The organism is Enterococcus sp. DIV1279b (assembly GCF_050531515.1).
GTDB classification, from domain to species: Bacteria; Bacillota; Bacilli; order Lactobacillales; family Enterococcaceae; genus Enterococcus_D; species Enterococcus_D casseliflavus.
Genome location: NZ_CP172891.1, coordinates 3,493,705 through 3,511,985, shown reverse-complemented (window position 1 = coordinate 3,511,985; position 18,281 = coordinate 3,493,705). Strand labels below are relative to the sequence as shown.

General features: G+C 36.5%; 19 protein-coding genes and 1 pseudogene. All 20 read right to left on the bottom strand.

Annotation, left to right across the window (positions count from 1 at the left end; translation table 11 throughout):
- Window positions 1–194 precede the first annotated feature (194 nt).
- Window positions 195–785, bottom strand: a complete 591-nt coding sequence (locus IGI71_RS16715; protein ID WP_368264761.1) for an Asp23/Gls24 family envelope stress response protein — start codon at window positions 783–785, stop codon at window positions 195–197.
- A gap of 54 nt (window positions 786–839) precedes the next feature.
- On the bottom strand, window positions 840–1,025 hold the full coding sequence (locus IGI71_RS16710) for a DUF2273 domain-containing protein (protein ID WP_368264760.1): 186 nt from the start codon (window positions 1,023–1,025) through the stop codon (window positions 840–842).
- A 9-nt stretch (window positions 1,026–1,034) separates the two neighbouring features.
- Window positions 1,035–1,595: an alkaline shock response membrane anchor protein AmaP gene (gene amaP / locus IGI71_RS16705; protein WP_428208174.1), complete on the bottom strand. Its 561-nt coding sequence runs from the start codon at window positions 1,593–1,595 to the stop codon at window positions 1,035–1,037.
- 44 nt (window positions 1,596–1,639) lie between these two features.
- Window positions 1,640–2,044 carry a hypothetical protein gene (locus IGI71_RS16700; RefSeq protein ID WP_368264758.1) on the bottom strand — a complete coding sequence of 135 codons (405 nt, stop codon included), beginning with the start codon at window positions 2,042–2,044 and terminating at the stop codon, window positions 1,640–1,642.
- Between the two features lie 661 nt (window positions 2,045–2,705).
- Entirely contained in the window at window positions 2,706–3,623 is a 918-nt protein-coding gene (locus tag IGI71_RS16695) for a conjugal transfer protein (RefSeq protein ID WP_428208175.1), read from the bottom strand.
- 18 nt (window positions 3,624–3,641) lie between these two features.
- A complete protein-coding gene (locus IGI71_RS16690) occupies window positions 3,642–4,646 on the bottom strand; it encodes a lysozyme family protein (RefSeq protein WP_368264756.1) in 1,005 nt (334 codons plus the stop codon).
- Window positions 4,643–6,766: a CD3337/EF1877 family mobilome membrane protein gene (locus IGI71_RS16685; RefSeq protein WP_368264755.1), complete on the bottom strand. Its 2,124-nt coding sequence runs from the start codon at window positions 6,764–6,766 to the stop codon at window positions 4,643–4,645. Before IGI71_RS16685 ends, IGI71_RS16690 begins: the two co-directional genes overlap by 4 nt.
- A gap of 4 nt (window positions 6,767–6,770) precedes the next feature.
- Window positions 6,771–9,218, bottom strand: a complete 2,448-nt coding sequence (locus IGI71_RS16680; RefSeq protein ID WP_428208176.1) for an ATP-binding protein — start codon at window positions 9,216–9,218, stop codon at window positions 6,771–6,773.
- Window positions 9,205–9,594 (bottom strand): conjugal transfer protein, encoded by a 390-nt coding sequence (locus IGI71_RS16675; protein ID WP_428208177.1) that lies wholly within the window; start codon window positions 9,592–9,594, stop codon window positions 9,205–9,207. The genes IGI71_RS16680 and IGI71_RS16675 overlap by 14 nt, the downstream gene beginning before the upstream one ends.
- A gap of 63 nt (window positions 9,595–9,657) precedes the next feature.
- Window positions 9,658–11,139, bottom strand: coding sequence for a hypothetical protein (locus IGI71_RS16670; protein ID WP_428208178.1), 1,482 nt, complete (start codon window positions 11,137–11,139; stop codon window positions 9,658–9,660).
- 18 nt (window positions 11,140–11,157) lie between these two features.
- Window positions 11,158–12,222: a nucleoid-associated protein gene (locus tag IGI71_RS16665; RefSeq protein WP_428208179.1), complete on the bottom strand. Its 1,065-nt coding sequence runs from the start codon at window positions 12,220–12,222 to the stop codon at window positions 11,158–11,160.
- A gap of 100 nt (window positions 12,223–12,322) precedes the next feature.
- Complete coding sequence (locus IGI71_RS16660; RefSeq protein WP_428208180.1) at window positions 12,323–12,826, bottom strand: antirestriction protein ArdA; 504 nt, start codon at window positions 12,824–12,826, stop codon at window positions 12,323–12,325.
- 12 nt (window positions 12,827–12,838) lie between these two features.
- Window positions 12,839–13,060: a hypothetical protein gene (locus IGI71_RS16655; RefSeq protein ID WP_002298822.1), complete on the bottom strand. Its 222-nt coding sequence runs from the start codon at window positions 13,058–13,060 to the stop codon at window positions 12,839–12,841.
- 4 nt (window positions 13,061–13,064) lie between these two features.
- A pseudogene (locus tag IGI71_RS16650) lies at window positions 13,065–13,203 on the bottom strand (DUF3789 domain-containing protein).
- Window positions 13,200–14,384 carry a MobT family relaxase gene (gene mobT / locus IGI71_RS16645; protein WP_428208182.1) on the bottom strand — a complete coding sequence of 395 codons (1,185 nt, stop codon included), beginning with the start codon at window positions 14,382–14,384 and terminating at the stop codon, window positions 13,200–13,202. Before mobT ends, IGI71_RS16650 begins: the two are co-directional and overlap by 4 nt.
- Before the next feature lie 255 nt (window positions 14,385–14,639).
- Window positions 14,640–14,930: a hypothetical protein gene (locus IGI71_RS16640; RefSeq protein ID WP_428208183.1), complete on the bottom strand. Its 291-nt coding sequence runs from the start codon at window positions 14,928–14,930 to the stop codon at window positions 14,640–14,642.
- Window positions 14,920–16,062, bottom strand: a complete 1,143-nt coding sequence (locus IGI71_RS16635; RefSeq protein ID WP_428208184.1) for a DNA cytosine methyltransferase — start codon at window positions 16,060–16,062, stop codon at window positions 14,920–14,922. Before IGI71_RS16635 ends, IGI71_RS16640 begins: the two co-directional genes overlap by 11 nt.
- Window positions 16,063–16,104: 42 nt before the next feature.
- A complete protein-coding gene (locus IGI71_RS16630; protein WP_430615984.1) occupies window positions 16,105–17,472 on the bottom strand; it encodes an FtsK/SpoIIIE domain-containing protein in 1,368 nt (455 codons plus the stop codon).
- A gap of 69 nt (window positions 17,473–17,541) precedes the next feature.
- A complete protein-coding gene (locus IGI71_RS16625) occupies window positions 17,542–17,886 on the bottom strand; it encodes a damage-inducible protein J (protein ID WP_428208185.1) in 345 nt (114 codons plus the stop codon).
- 9 nt (window positions 17,887–17,895) lie between these two features.
- Window positions 17,896–18,270, bottom strand: coding sequence for a YdcP family protein (locus IGI71_RS16620; RefSeq protein WP_077453491.1), 375 nt, complete (start codon window positions 18,268–18,270; stop codon window positions 17,896–17,898).
- Window positions 18,271–18,281 lie beyond the last annotated feature (11 nt).

The window sequence follows — 18,281 nt, the reverse complement described above, 5'->3', positions numbered from 1 at the left end:
TTTTGCACAACTCATCAGTCCTTATTGACAAAGAGCCACAAAAATAAGTTAAGCACTCTACCTAACTGGTTATAACTAAATTTTCAGTTGTATCTTTCTCTACCAACACTAAATGTCGAAGAGCCAATAGAACGGGACTTTTATTATTCCGTATCTATTTTATTAGGAGATTTTTAAATTAAAGAAACTGATAATTATTTGACCCGTGGTTCTTTTGCTTCTTTAACATTGTCTTTAACATCTTGGACACCATCGCTTACTTTTTCACTTGCTGTGCCAAAAGCTTCTTTTGTTTTTTCGGTTTGTTTTGTGACAAATTCACTAGTTACAGAAGCAGCATCTGAAAGATGATCTTGTAGAGTAACAGAATCTTTTTCATGTTGTTCTTTCGTTTTTACGTCTACAACATTTACATTAACTTCAATCACATCTAATCCTGTCATCTTTTTAACTTCTTCTGAAATAACTTGTTTCATTTTTTCATAAATTGAAGTTACATCTTTACCATACTCAGCTACTATTGAAAGATCTACTGCAACTTGTTTTTTTCCTACTTCAACATCCACACCAGAAGTATTGCTATCTGTATTCACTAATTTACCAGCTATATTTGAGAAGAAACCTCCATCAATCGTTAAAAGACCGTCAATCTTATCTATCGCAATTCCAATTATTTTTTGGATTACTTTATCTTCAAAAACTAGTTCTCCTTTAACATCCTCAAAAGTTTTTGATATATCTTTCTTTTCAATATCTTTTTTTGCATTAATTGTTTTGTTTTCCATTATTTTTCCTCCTAAAAATATAAAAATTATTATTAACCGAAAAACGGCTATTAACTACTTCTTTTTACTATCGAAAAATTCAATAGAATCCAAGTGAATTCCCAAGTAAATGCCACTACAAGTAACTAATATTAATATTAATGTTTTAATAAAGCCTAATATCAACATTAATAGTCCTAAAGAAAAACCAAAAAACCCAAAAATTATAGGATATTTGTTCTTTGATACAATTTCTCTCATCGTTTCCTCCTATAAAACTCTTGATTTAGTATCTGTATTTTTCCCATGATAATTCTTAAATATTACATCTGTAATAATCGTATGTTCTATACCAAATAATTCATTCAAATCAGCATTTATCTTTCTTGTAAATGCTGTTTGTTTTTCCATTGTTTGAAAAGCTTTGCGTAATTTTCCTTTTACATATATTTTAATTTTCTTTTTCTTAATTGCGACTTTTACTGTTGGATCAACAATAAAAGGTTCTTCTTTTGCCATAATTAGTACAAAGTTTTCAATAGCTTTTTTCTGAATAGCTATTTTTCCAGTGTTCTTATTTTTTTGAATAAAAGAACTTTCACTAGGATAAAATAAGATAATAAGTAGACTAATAATTAATAATATTAGTAAGAATACACTAATCCAAAATAAAAATTGAGACATACTACTTCCAATAAAAGTGTATTCTGTAAATGGTAAGAAATAAAATGATAGACTAGCAACACTTTGCATGGAGATTATCGTATGTGCTAGTGGAAAAAATAAGAGAAATAAAATCAGTGATAGTATTATTTTTATACTTTTTCGCATAGTACCCCTCGTTTGTATTCTTTCAATGTCCAAAAATACAATAACTAATATCGTCTTTGTAATTTTGAATAGACAATAACTTTATATTCATTCAGTACATCTTCATAATCTAAGCTATAATAATAATCGTCTAGACTATCTTTTTCTACACTTTCAATACACTTATTTACATCATCATTATTTAAAAATTTACAAGTGATTAAATGAAAAAGATATTCTGAAACTTTCGCATCAATTTCTATTAATGATTCCATGGAACATTTGAAATTATTACCATCTATTGTTTTGATAAGGTTTTTAGCTCTAGAACTTAAGTCTTTCACAATATTAACTAAAATTAAGTCATAAGAAGTTAATTCTGGATCTTCATACTGTTTTTTCCTTTCATTTTCAATAAAAGAGACAAAATCTGAAATTTCATAAAAGTATTTTTTTGTTTTTATCTTCATAGCTTTCTCCTTTAATTTATTGAATTACTAAAACTGATTTAGATTGCCATCAGTTTTACTACAATTAGCAACCTTCCTTACGGCTCCTAACGAACAAAGCTATAAAAGCCGTTAAGAAATGAATTTCTTACAAAAGAAATAAACCTATGATATAAATTAAAATTCTTCTACCAATTAAAACTAAGAAATGTCTATTCTATTTGTTTGTTAATATACTAAATTTTTTACTACTACTTTTAAAACTGCTTATCATAAAAGCTATATCCTTAAAGAAAGAATTACTTATTTGAAAAATAAACAATTTATTATTTTGGCCTCGTAATAAATTATGCAATGATGATATCAAGTGATAATTATTTTGTCAAATAAAATGAGCGTTCATTTTATTGTTTTTCATTTTTATAAAAGAGATAATAAACTTAGTTGAAAAAGTAATTAACTATTAAGATACATTATTAAAAATAATAAAGAACGCTGTTACATAGTCCAATCTTTGGATGACTAATTATAAGAAACTCATTTTGTTTGTAATTGTAGTAAAATTAATGAGTCTTTCCTTTAAAATTTAATACTTTTATTCTATAATTAATTGTTCATTTATTAACTAGATTTATTGATTTTATCATAACCAAAAAAATCATTGAAACGAATAAAAGCAATACTAATTATATTTCGTCTTTGTAATTTTCCAATTTTCGCTCTTTTTTAATAGAAAGGTATACTGAAAAGTACTACTTACTTTAGTTGTCATATTAAGATATTTGACATAGAATTCTCCTTGAATTTCTTTTCCTTTTTGTTGAAAGATAGGGTTAATTAATCCTACAAATTTTAAATTACTATTAATTGGTTGAACTGCTTTGTTTTCAACATAGTACTCAAGTTCCTTTTCTGATGCTGCTGGATATAGGTTGAAAAATGTCTCTAAAAACTCAGTAATTTCTTCCTTTGTTTTGGCATCAATTTCTGAATCGCTTTCTAATTGTTTATCTTCATACTGTGCCTTCTCTGGTTTGCCAACCATAGTAGGCAAACTTATTACTATATGATTCCCATTTTCATCTTCAAAGATTATCACTCGATATGCTGAAGAAATTGATTGTGTCTTTTTTCCTTCTGTAATCTTTTGATCCACTAGAAATGACACGACAAATTCTTCCGAGTGTTTTTCAACATCTAGAATTTTTACAGATTGAACTTCGGAACTTGTGGGAATATCTGCTCGAACCATATCTCGGCTTAAAGAGAAACCTTCTTCTGTAAGGTACTGTTCAAGAGTACTCATTCTTTTTTCAATTGCTTCTTTGTTATTCTTCCACGAAAAATATTCTTTCGCAAAATCCTTTGTAAAATTTTCAACACCAGAAGTATTCACTACTTTCTCTTTTAGAACCACTTTCTCATGAATCGTGTGCTGATCAATGGCAGTGAAGTTTTTGTAGATTCCAAAAGTAAGACTACAAGATAATAAAACCCAAAGGGCGAGCACCATTTTTCGATGCTTGCCCACTGAAATGACTCGTTCTTTCTTCTTTTTTAGGGTCTTTTCCTTTTGACTCCGTTCAATTTTTATCTTCATTATTTTTCCTCTTTTCTCTTATTTGTATCGGCCAGCTCCGATAAGATGCTGCTGCCAATAGCTTTCTGTTAAATTTGTCCAGCCCACTGGATCGCCTGCATGAAACATGCGATTCTCCCCTGCATAAATACCCACATGAGTTACATAAGTACCGGCATCATAGGTTGAATGAAAGAAAATCAAATCACCCGGTTTGGCATCTTTTAAATTAATATGAGTCATAACATCATACTGTTCCTGAGCGACCCGAGGGAGTTTCAAACCAACTTTGGCATAACACCATTGGGTCAAACCACTACAATCAAAACCCGTTTCTGGACTTGAGCCACCAAATACATAGGCCGTTCCTTCATACTTAAAGGCCTCGTCAAAAATTCCTTGGACTGTTTTATCATCAAACTGTGTTGTAGTTAAGTATTGCTTCACCAACAAGCAATAAAACATATTGCCGTAGTTATAGCACCATCCACCATTTTCCTTAATCGCGATGGGATTAGGGTAATCGACTTTTTGACCGCCCGATTTTTCCTTTGAAAAAGATTCAGCTAAAGCAAAACTATGCTTCTTTCCGTTTTTCGCGACATAATCTAGATACCCGCCACCATAGTTATACGCTTGAATAATACTATCCTGATCGCATCCCAGTTCTTTGGAACGCTTAACCAAAGACGCAAAATAGAGACATCCTTGTTTGATGGATGCCTCGGTACTTAACGAATTTTGTGGTAAGCCTGCCGATTCAGAACTCTGCATGACATCTTCCATTGTGCCACCAGATTCCACTTGAATAATCGCTAAAAGAATCGGGACATATTCTGAGATGCTTGATTCCTTGGCATATTTTTCCACCATTGCACGGTGTTTCAAAACTTCTTCCGAGACATTACTTCCCCCAAGAGAAGCACCTGAACTAATACTTCCTTCACTGTCTTCCCCAAACAACAAGCCCACACATATCAAGATGCCCATAAAAGAGATTGTCAGAAAAGTTAACGAAATAACACCCAATTTTTTCAAGTTCATTTTTTCTCACCTGACCTTGATTTTGGCCGAGGGGTCATTCTTTTTTGTACTTTTTGATTGGTTCGCTTGGGCAGAGTAGACCTCTGTTTCACTTGTTGGAAAGAATTTTTCTTACTTGATGGTTGACTTATTCTTTTGGGAACAATTTCCTGACTAATTAGGTTTCGTTTGATTTCGGGATTCGAATTTCCTTTCACAATTCGCTTTGGTACTTGTTTTTTCGGCGTCTTATCTTTCTGAGGTTGGACCTCTGCATTAATCGGAACATTTTCTCTTCTTTTCCCACGACGATTCCCTATTTCGTTCAATACTTTGCGCTTTTCAGCCATTTTTTCATCTCTACGTTGTCGTTGTTTTTCTCGCAACTCTCCTCGATCCGCTTTTTCTTGGACTAGTCCGCGTTTGAATTCTTCTGGTGCTTTTTTCGTTTTTTCGATTCCTTTATGGAGATTGTATTTCAAGTTAGTCGGTGTGCTTCGTACTTGATCCTTTACTTGTTTGGTCTTATCTTTCACCAAAGCTTGGGTATCCAAAACTTTGCCGATTTTTCTCCCAGCTAAATTCATTCGAGACTGTTTCTTATTTTTTGAGATTGGATTTTCCTTAGTCGAATCAGGTGATGTCTCGTTATTGTTAGGTAGCGATGGATTCTTTCGTGGAGAAAAACCAGAAGAATGAAATTTGGACTTTTGTTGATCCTTTGACAACTTATTTCCAACTACTGCACCTCCACCAAAAGCCAGAGTTCGGCCCACATTTCGATTGAGTTGCCGTAATTTACGATTCATTAACATTTGCGGTCTTCGCATCACCCGTCTGGCCATTGACTGACTGTCATTACTCTGGAGGTTGAACATACTCATAATGTCACCCAATTTGAAATAGATACCGGCAAAGGTCACAATTTGTAGAAAAGCTACCATAAAGAAGGGATAGGTCGCCGAAATATTGTAAAACATCGTGGAGATACTAAAAGCAGCTGTAATCACCAAGGTCACTCCCGCTCGCATCATAATCGTATTGAATAAACGAATAATCGCCTTCTTTCCCAAACTCTCATAAGTCGGCAACATGGACAATAAAAAACTAATCGGCAAAAACATCGTAAAGATAATGAAGAGAATTTGGGAGAATAACATAATCCCGGTTAGGAGGAAAACAAAGAAGGAAATCCCAATATTGAACAACACCAAAAAGACCACGGTCCCTAAGCGGTTCATGGTCTTGGTAATACTTAAATTCGCATTGTCATTGTCTTCAATCTCGGCCTTGACCGCTTCTTCCCGATCTTTACCTTTATTTTCATCTGGACTCACGGATAAGATTTTATGGACTCGGTCTTCGCCAATTTCTTCTATATTGGAATCATTAAATTGCAAGAGTAACCAAGGTTGTTGGACTTGAATGGAAAATAAGCTATCCCGAATCAAATCGACACTATCTTTCTCTTGGCTTTCAGAATTCGGTACAACGATCTCGGTCCCAAGGCTAAGAGCCGCTTCACTAACATCTGAGCTAAAGTCATTGATTTTTGTGATATAGGTAGGTGCATAAGCAATGAACGAACCCGAAAGTAGAAAAATCATCACAAAATTAATCACGGCTCGAACTGCTTTGGTAGTTTCTCGTTTGAGTAGACCTGTATACGCCACATAAACTCCTAGAGCTAAAATCATCAATAGTAGAAATCCAAAGTAGAAGCCCGAGGTCTGTAATCCATTTTCGGTAATGCCGGCTAAGGTTTGGATATTCTTCCCAATACTTTCAGCTGTATCCGAAATGAAATCCAATTTATAGGCTTCTTGAACTACATAGCCCGTGGCATTTGATAAGTACAAACTTACGGTCCAAATAAAATTGGTAATGGCATAAAGTCCATACATCACGCTCTTGCCTAAGCCATCCCCCCAATTCCAAGGCAGCCAATCCCACGAACTATCCACATAGAAATCCAACTGATAGTTACCAAGTGAATATTGGGAATATAGATTTCCGGCTTCCACCATATCATCAACCAAACCTGTTGCCTCGGCCACCGTTCCAATCAGACTGAGAAGAAGTAAAATAGCACAGAAACTGATTGCGATCATCCCCACAATCCGAAAAAGTTTCTTTTTCATCCCCTCACTCCGTTCTCTCTTGAACCAGCGGACGAGTATCAAAGGCATGGAAGAGTTCTTCAAATACAGGGTGAACTTGGACTACACCTACTCTACCATACAAATCTTGCATCAAGCATTGGCCGTTTTCCAAATCTCGCAGACGTTTTTGATTGCTTTCATCTTCTTGATCCAATCCAAAAAATTCCAAGGTTTTCTTGATTTCATGAATGTCGGTACTGCGAAAAGCAAACTTCAACCCGATATTATTTTTTAAACGTTCATCCAATAAATCGTCGCTATTTTGAGTGACGAAATAGACCCCAGCATTCATGGCCCGACCTGCACGCACTAATTTATTCGACAAGGTCTTTCCTTGTGCTACTTGAAGAAATGACCAAGCCTCATCCAGGTCCACAATCTTGAAGATTTCTCTGTTGCTATGGATAAAATCTAAGGCAAAAGTGGAAATGACGATTAGCATCGAAACACTCAGCAACTCCATCGTGGTATATTCTTCAAAAGTAGTTTCTGCATCTGGTAAAACCAAATTCGCTACTTGAATGATATTCAACTGTTTATCTAAACTAATCGATTGGATAATTGTGCCGTCTGAGAAAAGCAAATGGGCAAAATCATAATCGGTAAAGGACTCGATATGATCGGCGATATTTTCCGCGACTGGAGAGTTCTCCTTTCGAAGCTCATTAATGACTTGCAGCAATCCTCGTTGATCACTTTGGGTAACCGTCCGAATAGCTTTGCGCAACACTGGAAACTTCTCCCCATCCCGACTGGAAATTCCTGTTAAAAAAGTCAGGATATCAATCGCTAAACTTTCTGAATCTTTCTTTTTCTTCATAATCACATAAGGATCAAGTAAGCCTTGATTTTCTGGTTTACTAGTCAAGTTGAGAATATTGATTTCATCCGCAATTTCTGGCAAGTTTTCTTTCCAACCACCTCGTTCTCCTTTTGGATCGACAATCACAGCTTGCCCACCAAAAAGAACAGCATAGTAGACCAAGAGATTGTTACTAAAGGACTTTCCGCCACCGAGTGAACCAAGGAACGCAGCAGCCAAAGCATTGGTAACTGAACCCTTGACCCCTTGTGAAGCTAATGCCGGTTTCAGGTAAACATTCCGCCCCGTATCTACATTGTAGCCAAAGTAGATGCCTTCTAATTCCCCTAGCTTTTGAGTAGCCCCAAAACCAAGTCCCGCTAAAAAGTCAGAAGTAACATATTGGATATAATCGTTCATATAGCGTTTGCTTGAGGGTAAGAATTCTTCATGTAGCCCCATCATATCGCCAAAGGGTCGGACTAGTTTTACATTAGTATCATCATAAAAATCGAACACTTCATCACAACGGCGTTTTAATTCATCCACGGATTCCGCACTCACTCGAACTACATAACTTAATTTGTACATCGACTCCTTGGATTGATCCAAGGTAGTTTCCAACTCATTTACTGAATCTAAAGCATCTAAGACATTGGAATTTGTCTCATTATCGGATTGGTAGGCATGGTTGTCTAAATCTTTCAGTTCTTTTTTCTTATTGCGAACAGTGGCAAGAGCTTTTTTATTGGTCACAATCTCCACATTCATTGAAGTATCAATGGGAAAAGTGAATTGTTGTTGCTGGTAATAAAAAAGTTCTGAAGAAGGAAACTCCATCTCCCCTACAATCGTATTGATTGTCAAATAGGCTACATACGATTCATGATTTTCATGTTCCATGCGTAAGTACCGAGGATTTTCTTCAATCAAGCAACGACTAGGACGTAATAAATCATAACGTTTCACCAGCGTTTCTGATTTTAGCTTTTTCTTTGGTAGCTGAAATTCATATTCTTCAAACGGTGTGCCTTTTTCGCCATAAATATGTTCAATTAAATACGTCAGATCACTCGGTGTGACCCGTCTGACTTCAAATCTTCTAGCCAATTTACTTTCCATTAATTTTTCAAGCTTGGTATACCGGCGAACTTCTTCATTGGACAAGGAAACAAAATCACCCATCAAATGATGGTTCACCCCATAGACAAATTCTTGAAGGCCAGAAAGGAAAGATTTCTTGAGACTCTTTAAATTGACCTCTTCATCTGTTGCAATTAGTTTAAAGCCAATAAAAAAGCGATAATCAATCTGACTATCGCCAATCATAGATACTAATGCATCTGTTTGAAGGTCAATTCGTTGTTTCGCGACTTCTTTGAGTCTGCCTATAATTTCCTTTTTTGATCGTTCTTGCGTGGCACGAATACTACTTTCTGTGGCAATTTGTAAGGCATGGATCTTGCCTTCACGATTCTGAGCAATCAATTGACGAAAGTTATCATGTACTTGATATTTCTGTTCAGGTGATAAAAAGGAGTAATTGTAAGGCACTAATTCATAGTAGGCAAAACACTCTCCCTCTTGATTAAAGACAAGATTATTTTCGATATACTTAATCGGATACATAGTTCACACTCCTTATAAGAGTAATGGGTTCGTCCCATCGTTTCTTCTGTTCTTTGACTTTCTTTCCTGCAAAAGTGACCTTAAATCGTAAGTGATAACTGATAAAGGATCGTAAAAATCCCAATGGTTTCTTACCGTCAAACGTCTTTTGCGACATGAACCAAGTAACCGCCACCGGTATGCCTAAGTATTTTAAAAATGCCCCCTCTATCATAGATAGCGGAGGCACATGGGCAAATACAATGACAAACAGCAGGGATAAAACAAACCAAGCCATCTGGTTAAAAGTCACAGGAAAAGGCAGCTGAAAGTCATTAATCGCATAAATGACTTTTTCAACTGCCCAAATACTGGTGTAGCTTTTTATTTTTTTCATGTTTTCTCCTTTCAAAAAGAGTCTAGCAAATGCTAGACTCAAGTAATACATACATATTTATTATTAATAGTATCCGATGATAAACTTAATCATCTCTTTCAGTTCGGGACAATAATTGAACCTTAACGAAAGGTAGAATAAAAGAAACAACAAAGTCAGCAAAACTAAAATAAAGAGGATTAGGCACCAATAAAAAGTGTATATATTTACTGATTTCTGTAAATATTTGACTTTTAATGATGAGTATGACAAATTATTATCATTTTGCTCGCCAATCACTCCTAGTTCCTTAGTATAATTTTCAAGACTTGAGAGCAAAGCATTTTTCTGAAACATTTGAATTCCTATTAATACAATATTAATAACGAAGTATAGGACATAGCTTATCAACGCAAGATTTAAAATCGCATAAGACTTACTTTTCGCAATATCGCCCAATAAAGAAATAAAGATAGTCCCTAAAAGACTAAGAGCGACAGTCCTCATTTGGGCTACTAACCCCGAAGTCATATCTTCAATTTTTTTTGTTGTACTAATGTATTCCTGGAGCAGTTTATTTTTTTGATCCAAAAACATTCGTACTTTTTCTTGTATATACAGTTCAAAATTGTACTTGAGTGACTTGATTATTTCAGGTGACTCGCTGATAAAGTTTTTAGTATCAGAATAGCTATTAAGATAAACGGTTAACGTGTTCCGTAACAAACTAAGCTTATCATGATGCTTATCAACATCAAGTAAAAAATCAAAAAGCTCACAAATAATTTGGATGCTTTTAAACGGTATTATCTCATCGTTAATCTCTATCGTAACAGTTTTCTGACCACGTATTAAATATCTATTACTACCAAGTATTTTGTTACAAATAATTGTAAAAAAGCACTCAATCATTCTTTTCTTTATAATGTTGGGAAATCCCTCATCGACCTTTCCTGCCCACGTTAGAGGATACTCAAAGTAGTCTTTAAGTTTTTTTTCATCATATATTGAGCTGTAAATGCTATTAAACTCTTCAAACCGATTTTTTACATTAGATGAAATAGCCTCGCTTTGATTATTAGCATTAGGATCATAGTTTATTATTTTAATGAAATCAGTATTAAAGTTAACAACGTCACTCTTAAGAATAAAAACTGTTAATTTCTTATTTACATCTTGCCAACTCAACCTGCTAACCTGATTTACAAAGACTTTTAAACTAAAATAGAATAAAAAATTTTCATCAAAAGAACTATTCTTAAATAAATTCTTATCGATGGTGATAATCGAATAAATAGGAGTTTCCCTATCTTTATATATTCCTTTGTTCAATTGACGTATATCTTCGGTTAAATGAGCACCTAATATTTGATCATCCGTTTCTACGTGAAAAAATTTCATACTAATATACTCTATATTAGGTAATTCATTCGTAAAACTATCATCAATATCACAAATATTGAACTGCTCTTGAAATATAATATTATTTTTTGTTTCATTAAGAAAAAATTTTTCATTTTTGGATAGAATTTCTTGAATCCTTCTAAGTTCACTGTTTTCTACCATGAGTTTACTCCCAGCATACTATTTTATTTGTTTTGGATTCGCTTCTGGATAAATAGTTAGTGTCAGAGTACCATCCTCGTCAAGTTCTATATTATAGACATCTTCATCAGCATCTTTATTAATGGTAATTTCTATGCTTTTATCTATTGTACGGAAAACTCGGCTATTAATCTTCTCCACGACAGGCATAAAACCTGTTACATCACCAGGATTTTTACGCATAAGTTCCTGTTGAATGCTGTTCATATACATTGCTAAATCAGCATCTATCTGATTTGGAGGTAGCAAATCACGAATCAACGGTGGGAAATCATCCTCTAATGTAAAGTATCGTGGTTCAGTAAGCCTTCTTTGGAAATTCTGACTAAATGCCATATACATACCTGGAGGCAATACTTCCTGAATAACATTAGCAACTGTTTTTTGATATGCCGCTGTTAATACTTCATCATCAGGAATTATCTTTGCGTTCAAAAAGCTATCTAAAAAATATTTAGCTGGTTCATCAGTAGATTTTTGTCTATCTAGAGCATATAAATGTATTTCCCCTTCAGTATATAAGTCAAGACATTTTATGAATGCTGCCTTATGCAGTCTCTCTCGTTTTGAAGGTAGCATATCTTTTCTCACTTGAATAGTAAGACCATTTTCTTGTTCAATAACTTCTACACCCGTATCTGGATCCATTTTCATAATCCCAATATAATTATCCCCATCAACAGAATAGAACAATACAAATAGAGACCCATCACTTCGAGAAGCAGTACCTCTCATTAATCTAGCAAATTTTATAGCCATCTGCTTTGACTCTTCTATAAAGGACTGTTCTAATCCATCAGAATTATCAATATTACTAATAATCGTTTCAACATTTCTTTTTACGGTATTTGAATTTAAATCCCAAAATTGACATTTTTTTACATATCCTTGACTTCTTGATTGTTCTATATGTGTAACAAAAAAATTTAACGCTTCATCGGTATCCTCTAGCGAATTCAAGTCAATACAGCGATCACTTAAAACAGGTAAAGGATTTCCAACATTTAATTTATGAACAATCATCTTAGAAATAACAATAGCCACAGCAAGCCCCTCAATCTAATCCAGTTTATAATATTATTTAACCAGATTGAACGATTAATAACAAGCGACATTTGTTAATCCATTGATTGAGGGAATAAGACTACGTTAAATATTCAAAAACCCCTCGACTCGTAACCAAATAATTCCCGCCAATCTCCAAGTCTCGACCGCACGCATCAAAATCAATATACGTCTTCAAATGTTCCGGTACTTCTCCAAAGTCACCAGCTTCTACAATCAAGTAATACGCTACATCACTCATATCATCACAGTCTGGATAACAAATAATATCATCCACATGTTCTACCATTTCTTCAAAAGAATTGAAGAAAGCATGTTGAATCTCAGAAGCAACTTCCCCAATCGGAGTTCCTTCAAGCTCCTCCGCTAAGCCACACAACCGATTAATTTCCTCAATTGGCGTATATTCATCAATCTCAAAAGGCAGTTCAAAATCATGAATCGCGTACTCTTCGTATTCGTCATTTAATCCAATCCGTTCTTTCACTTCATCAAAATCGACAGGTGGGGTAAACCACGCCCCCACCAACTCCCCTTCATTGTATTTTCCAAGGTTCGCAATATAAACACGCATCTGTTCCATCGTGATTCCCCCTCAGGCACCGACAATTCGGTTAAACAAATTGAGTAAGACATCCTTCACGCCAGAAGCATTAAAGACCAGACCTACCGCAATCAAAGCAATCACCAAGAAGCCAATCAGTTTGGAAAACTCGCGTTTAAATCCTAAAAACAAACCAATGACCACAATCGCTAGTAAGACTAAAGATTGAGCATTGGTTAAAAACCATTGATATAAATTTTGTCCAAAATTCATCTCGTCACTTTCCTTTCTTTTCCATTGCTCGGTCTGCTGCTGCACTTGCATGGCATCAAGCACATCACGGTAACGCCGAGCATACTGCCACCAAATACCAGTAACATATCTTTTACAATTCCCATCAAAATTCCTCTTTTCATATAATCAAGTTTTCAATTGCCATACTTTGTTGCTCCAAAATCTTTTTATGCCGGTCTGATAAGCGTGCATTATTTACCATATCCTGGATATAGGTTGTCTGATTCAAACGATCCAACTCCTTGGCCATCTTCCACGTAGGGGCGACTTGACGTCCAAGCCAATTCAAGGTTCGTTCAATGGTATACGGTTTGGGTTCAGAAGTGAGTTGAATCTCTTTCCGATTCCGTCCAATAAAACGACCCCATTGTTCATTCAAGGGCCAGTTGGTTCGCCGTTTTCCTTCCACTTTATCCGCAAATCGCAAGTAACGATTGATAATGGAAAACGTGGTACTTTCAATGCTACGACCTTTTAACAAATCTTGAATCGCATGATAAGCTCGGTCATTTTTCAACCGAATTTCAAACCGATTCTTCGTTTCGGTCTGGTCTAATGGAATCCCTAACTTGATATATTGTTCATAATCTTTCTCATACAAACAGAAGTAAACCTCGCTTTTGAGGCTGCCAATATATAAGGTATTGCCCATACCATCCTTTTCATCAGCTTTCAACAGTTCTCCGGAACGATAGCTTTTAAAGGTACGGAACAAGGAAATACATTCTTCCTTCTGACATTTTTTCGTTAACTCAGGAATATCCAATAAGCCCACTCGATCATTGATTGCCAAGTCCAAGCGTTTCATCACGCCACCGGCCTTTAGACAATCCTCGAAAAAGTCGTACCAGCTACGTTTTTGGGCGAGTAAAAAAGTTTCAAACTGCCGACAACCTCGCCCTTTTAATTCCAAAAGAACGCCTTTATCTTCTTCATGAGACAACATCACCACAATGTCTCCCATAACATATTGTTCTTGATAGGAGTAAAAGGCGTAATCTTCATGAAGCATATACTCAAATTTCAAATGGAGAACTTCTTGAATGATTTTCCGTGCATCCGTTGTGGGAAAACGAATCCTTACATAGTCAAACAGTGACGTCAAAGGCAAATCGGGATTGAGGCTTTCCAGTTGGTCAAAAATTTTCCTCATGGTCTTTGCAGAAGCAGTTACACCACCATTTTCTATCTGGTTTAAGTACGGACGACTAAGCCCGCAAGACGTAGCCAATTTATTTTGTGAAACGCCGTATTCGTTGCGTCGGTCTTTTAATAACCGATAATCTAAATTTCGTTGCGCCAAGTTCTCACCTCCAAATTCAAGGTGTTAACTTTTTCAAATGAGTTAACACCTATACAAATTACTTAATATCGTTGCTACAACAAGCATTCTTAATGGGTGCTTGCTTATTTTTTGTGTTTTTGTACCCCCCTGTTAGATACGGGGGGTGAGACATCATGGCCGGCTGCCGCCGTCCATGAACAGGCACAGCACCGCGGAGGATTTCTGCTTCGCAAATCCCCCGCGGTCAGCGCCTATCAGTGGTTTACTCTATGGTTACTCTGCGGTAATCCCCTCAATTTCTAGTTCTGTTTTTATCTCAAACAAGTATTGACGGATATCAGGTTCTTTGGCAAGGTCCGCAATCCGTTCGAATTCACTGATAACCTGATTCAACTCAATTCGAGCATCGGTTTCCTCATCCATTACATATGAATCACCAGGGACCTTCACCCCATTTTTTCGAATATCAAAATTGAGCCGGTACAGTTCTTCTTCCAATTCCGGATCGGACTGAATCTTGCCAATCACCCAGTAGATTTCTCCAATCAACTCATCATAAATCATGTGCTTTTACCTCCTTAAATCTTCTAGCAATATCAAAAATGACCGGAACTGTTACAGAGTTTCCCGCCTGCTTATACAACTGACTATCTGAATTGACTTGAGAAGCCCGGTCAAAAGCCCAATCGGGAAATCCTTGAAGTCTCCAGCACTCCCTAGGTGTTAGCTTCCGAATTTGATACTGATCCGTGACGACCGCTTGTTGGTCTCCTGCTAGTAAAGTATGCACACTTTGTTTTCCCAAACGGCCTCGACGACTTGTGGAATTAGGAAAAGCCAGGTTCACACTGTCCCCTGGCTTCACCTCTTGATATTCTGTTTTATTTTTCCGAATTAGTATCTTCGTTCCCCCTTGTTTCGTTGACAAAGTGGGGGCAGTTCCAGTTACCTCGTAAATCCGATTGCCTTGTTCGAAATTTCCCGGTAACATACCCGCTACAGAAATCCCATCCTTTACCGGCAACGCAATTTTGATTCCTTCATCACCGGTTAAGGTTGGCGCTACGCCATCTGACCCATAGACTTGTCCTCCCATTCCTCGATTGGAAGGATTGATATTTACCAAGTTTCTGATGTTTTGATCAAACGTTGGAGACGATCCAATGATAGGAAATACTTGTTCGGTACATGCGTCTCTAGTATGTCCGATAAGGAAGACCCGCTCACGGCTTTGGGGAACGTAGGCCTTTGAGTTAAGCACCTGCCATTCCACATCATACCCCAATCCATCCAGCGTTCGGAGGATCGTCTCGAACGTAGCCCCTCCTTCGTGATTGAGCAGTCCCCGGACGTTCTCAAGGAATAGAAACTTAGGTTGGAGAAGAGCGGCGAACCGAGCGATTTCAAAGAATAAAGTACCTCGAGTATCGGAAAATCCTTGCCGCTTTCCCGCAATTGAAAAAGCTTGGCACGGAAATCCGCCGCAAAGGATGTCCACTGGTCCGAGGGATCGAACAAACTCGTCTGATATACTTGTGATGTCATGCATTTCCACCTCCTTCCTTGTATCATGGATTGCTTTATAACTCCTCCGAGCAAATTCATCAATTTCACAAAAGCCGATACAATGGTGACCGGCTTGTTCCATACCTAAGCGAAAGCCACCAATCCCGGCGAATAAATCTAAAAATGTCATAAATCACCTCAAAAAAAGCCCAGGATTATTGATATTCCTAGGCTACACACTATTATTTTCTCTTTCCGTATGAACGGTTAATCCAACAATGTTGCTAATTTCCTTTAAGAAATCATGCCCTTTTGGCACAAGTGGCGTATAAAACTCACTAATCACACTCCCTCCAGTATCCACATAACCTCGTCCTTTGATGCGTTTCATAAAGAAATTTTTATCGACCTCACCAAACATCATGGAATACCCGAGCTCACTCATACGACCCAGAGCGACCCGGAAGTTAAACTGATCGCGAATCCCATCTCCTAAATATTTCGCATCTGGTCTTTGACAAGCCAAAATCAGAAAAAAACCAGATTGACGACCTAACATGACAATTTGTTTGAGTTTATTTAAAATCACCGCACTTTCTTTCGTTGTTAACATCTCCATATAAGCCACGTATTCATCAAAGATTAAAAAGTTTGGCGGAAGTCCAAGATACGCATAATTCTCTCCTGTTTTGTAGTTGGGCATTTCTTTCATTTTCTTGCTACGAGCCATCATGCGTTCGTAAAAGTCTTCCACGCAAGTAGAAATTTCTTCCTTTTGTGAATAGACATGGGGCATTACCGTACCTAAATCGGCGAGGTCCGCATTTTTTGGATCGAGGATAAACAATTCTGCATCTGACTTCAATAGTGCTTCGATAATGGTGAGTAAGAAATAGGTCTTCCCACCACCTGTTCCACCAGCGATTAACATATGAGGTAAAGAATCATACGCCCATACTTGATTTTTCATCAATCGCAAAACCCCGTTTTCTGCCACTACTTCTTCAATTCCAATTCGATTGGCAATCATATCGTATAACAAGGTGTATTCCACATAAGAGTCTTTGAGTTCCTTTTCTACTAACTCACAATACAGTCCGCTTTCTAACTTCTTTTCCAACTTTAAAAGCTGATCTTGATATTTTCCCAGTGAAATTTGAACGCGAATAGAAAGTAAGCCATCTTTCATTCGATAATAGATTTTGGGGAAGTAACTAATACTCTCTTTGGTCCGACTACTATTCAAATCTTTGAAAAAACCTTCACTTTGAGTTTGTTTCACTTCATACCAATGGTTTTCTAGAATCATCCGAGCCAACTTTTGCCGATGCCACAAACTTCGCCAATGATCCTGAAAAAAGTGAATATAAAGTAACATCATAACTCCTGCAAGAGCGAGACTTCCAAGTAGACATGCTAAATCTTTTATAGACCAAACGATTTCAATAGTAGAAAGTGATGGCTTAGAAAGATCAAATTGTCTAAGCTCTTGAAAATAAAAGACGCCCATCCAACCGATGAATAAGGCACTTAGCCAGCCAAGAACAAAGTGATAAACCAAGTGCTGATCTCCTGCCCGTATGCGATGCCCTTTGTACATTTTGATGGTTTCCACCTCCAACCGAAAATTGCCCAATAGGATTTTATTGGGCAATTTCAAAAAGTCATGCTAGTCATTTACTGACACGGGAAGTTGTTTCGTTTCAACCAATTGTGTTAAAAAAACTTCAATAGCATCCGGCATCTCCACACCGATTTCTTCCAAGACAGATTCTGCTTGACGACATAAACTTTCATTTACCTCGACAACCATAAAGAAGGACTCTTCCTCCCCTAACCAATCCAGTACATCAAAGTCTTCTTTGGCATCGTTACCTACTTCCAGTAATCCTTGATGCATAATCAAAAACATTTTTTCATCATAGGTTAATGCTTTCGTGAGTTGTTCCTCCGTTAACTCACCTTTGCCATATTGATCGAAACAGTCTAAAATATGTTCCACATTAATTTCCATTCTTTTCACCTATTTCTTTCCATCATTTTGGTTCGTAGGATTTCCTTGATTCGGTTGTCGTTTCAAGACTAAATCATCTGCCTTAATAAACCAATTGACAGTAGTTCCTTCTCGAAAAACATAATTGGCGACTGTATCCACAATTGGATTGACCAACTCTACCTCTGCATCATAAGTAAACTCGCGTAAGGGTACACTTGCTGGGATACTAACTTGGATCATTCGACCTTGCGCGGAGGATTTCAAATTATAGGTTCGTTCTTTTACCTCATTACTAACCGTTCCATCCTCATTTTGTTTCCGTACTTCTCGACGTAATGCGGAAAAGCGCAACTTGCCAAAGGTTAATCCTGAATCTACGACAATACCTTCTGTTAATCTCATCTTCTTTTCCT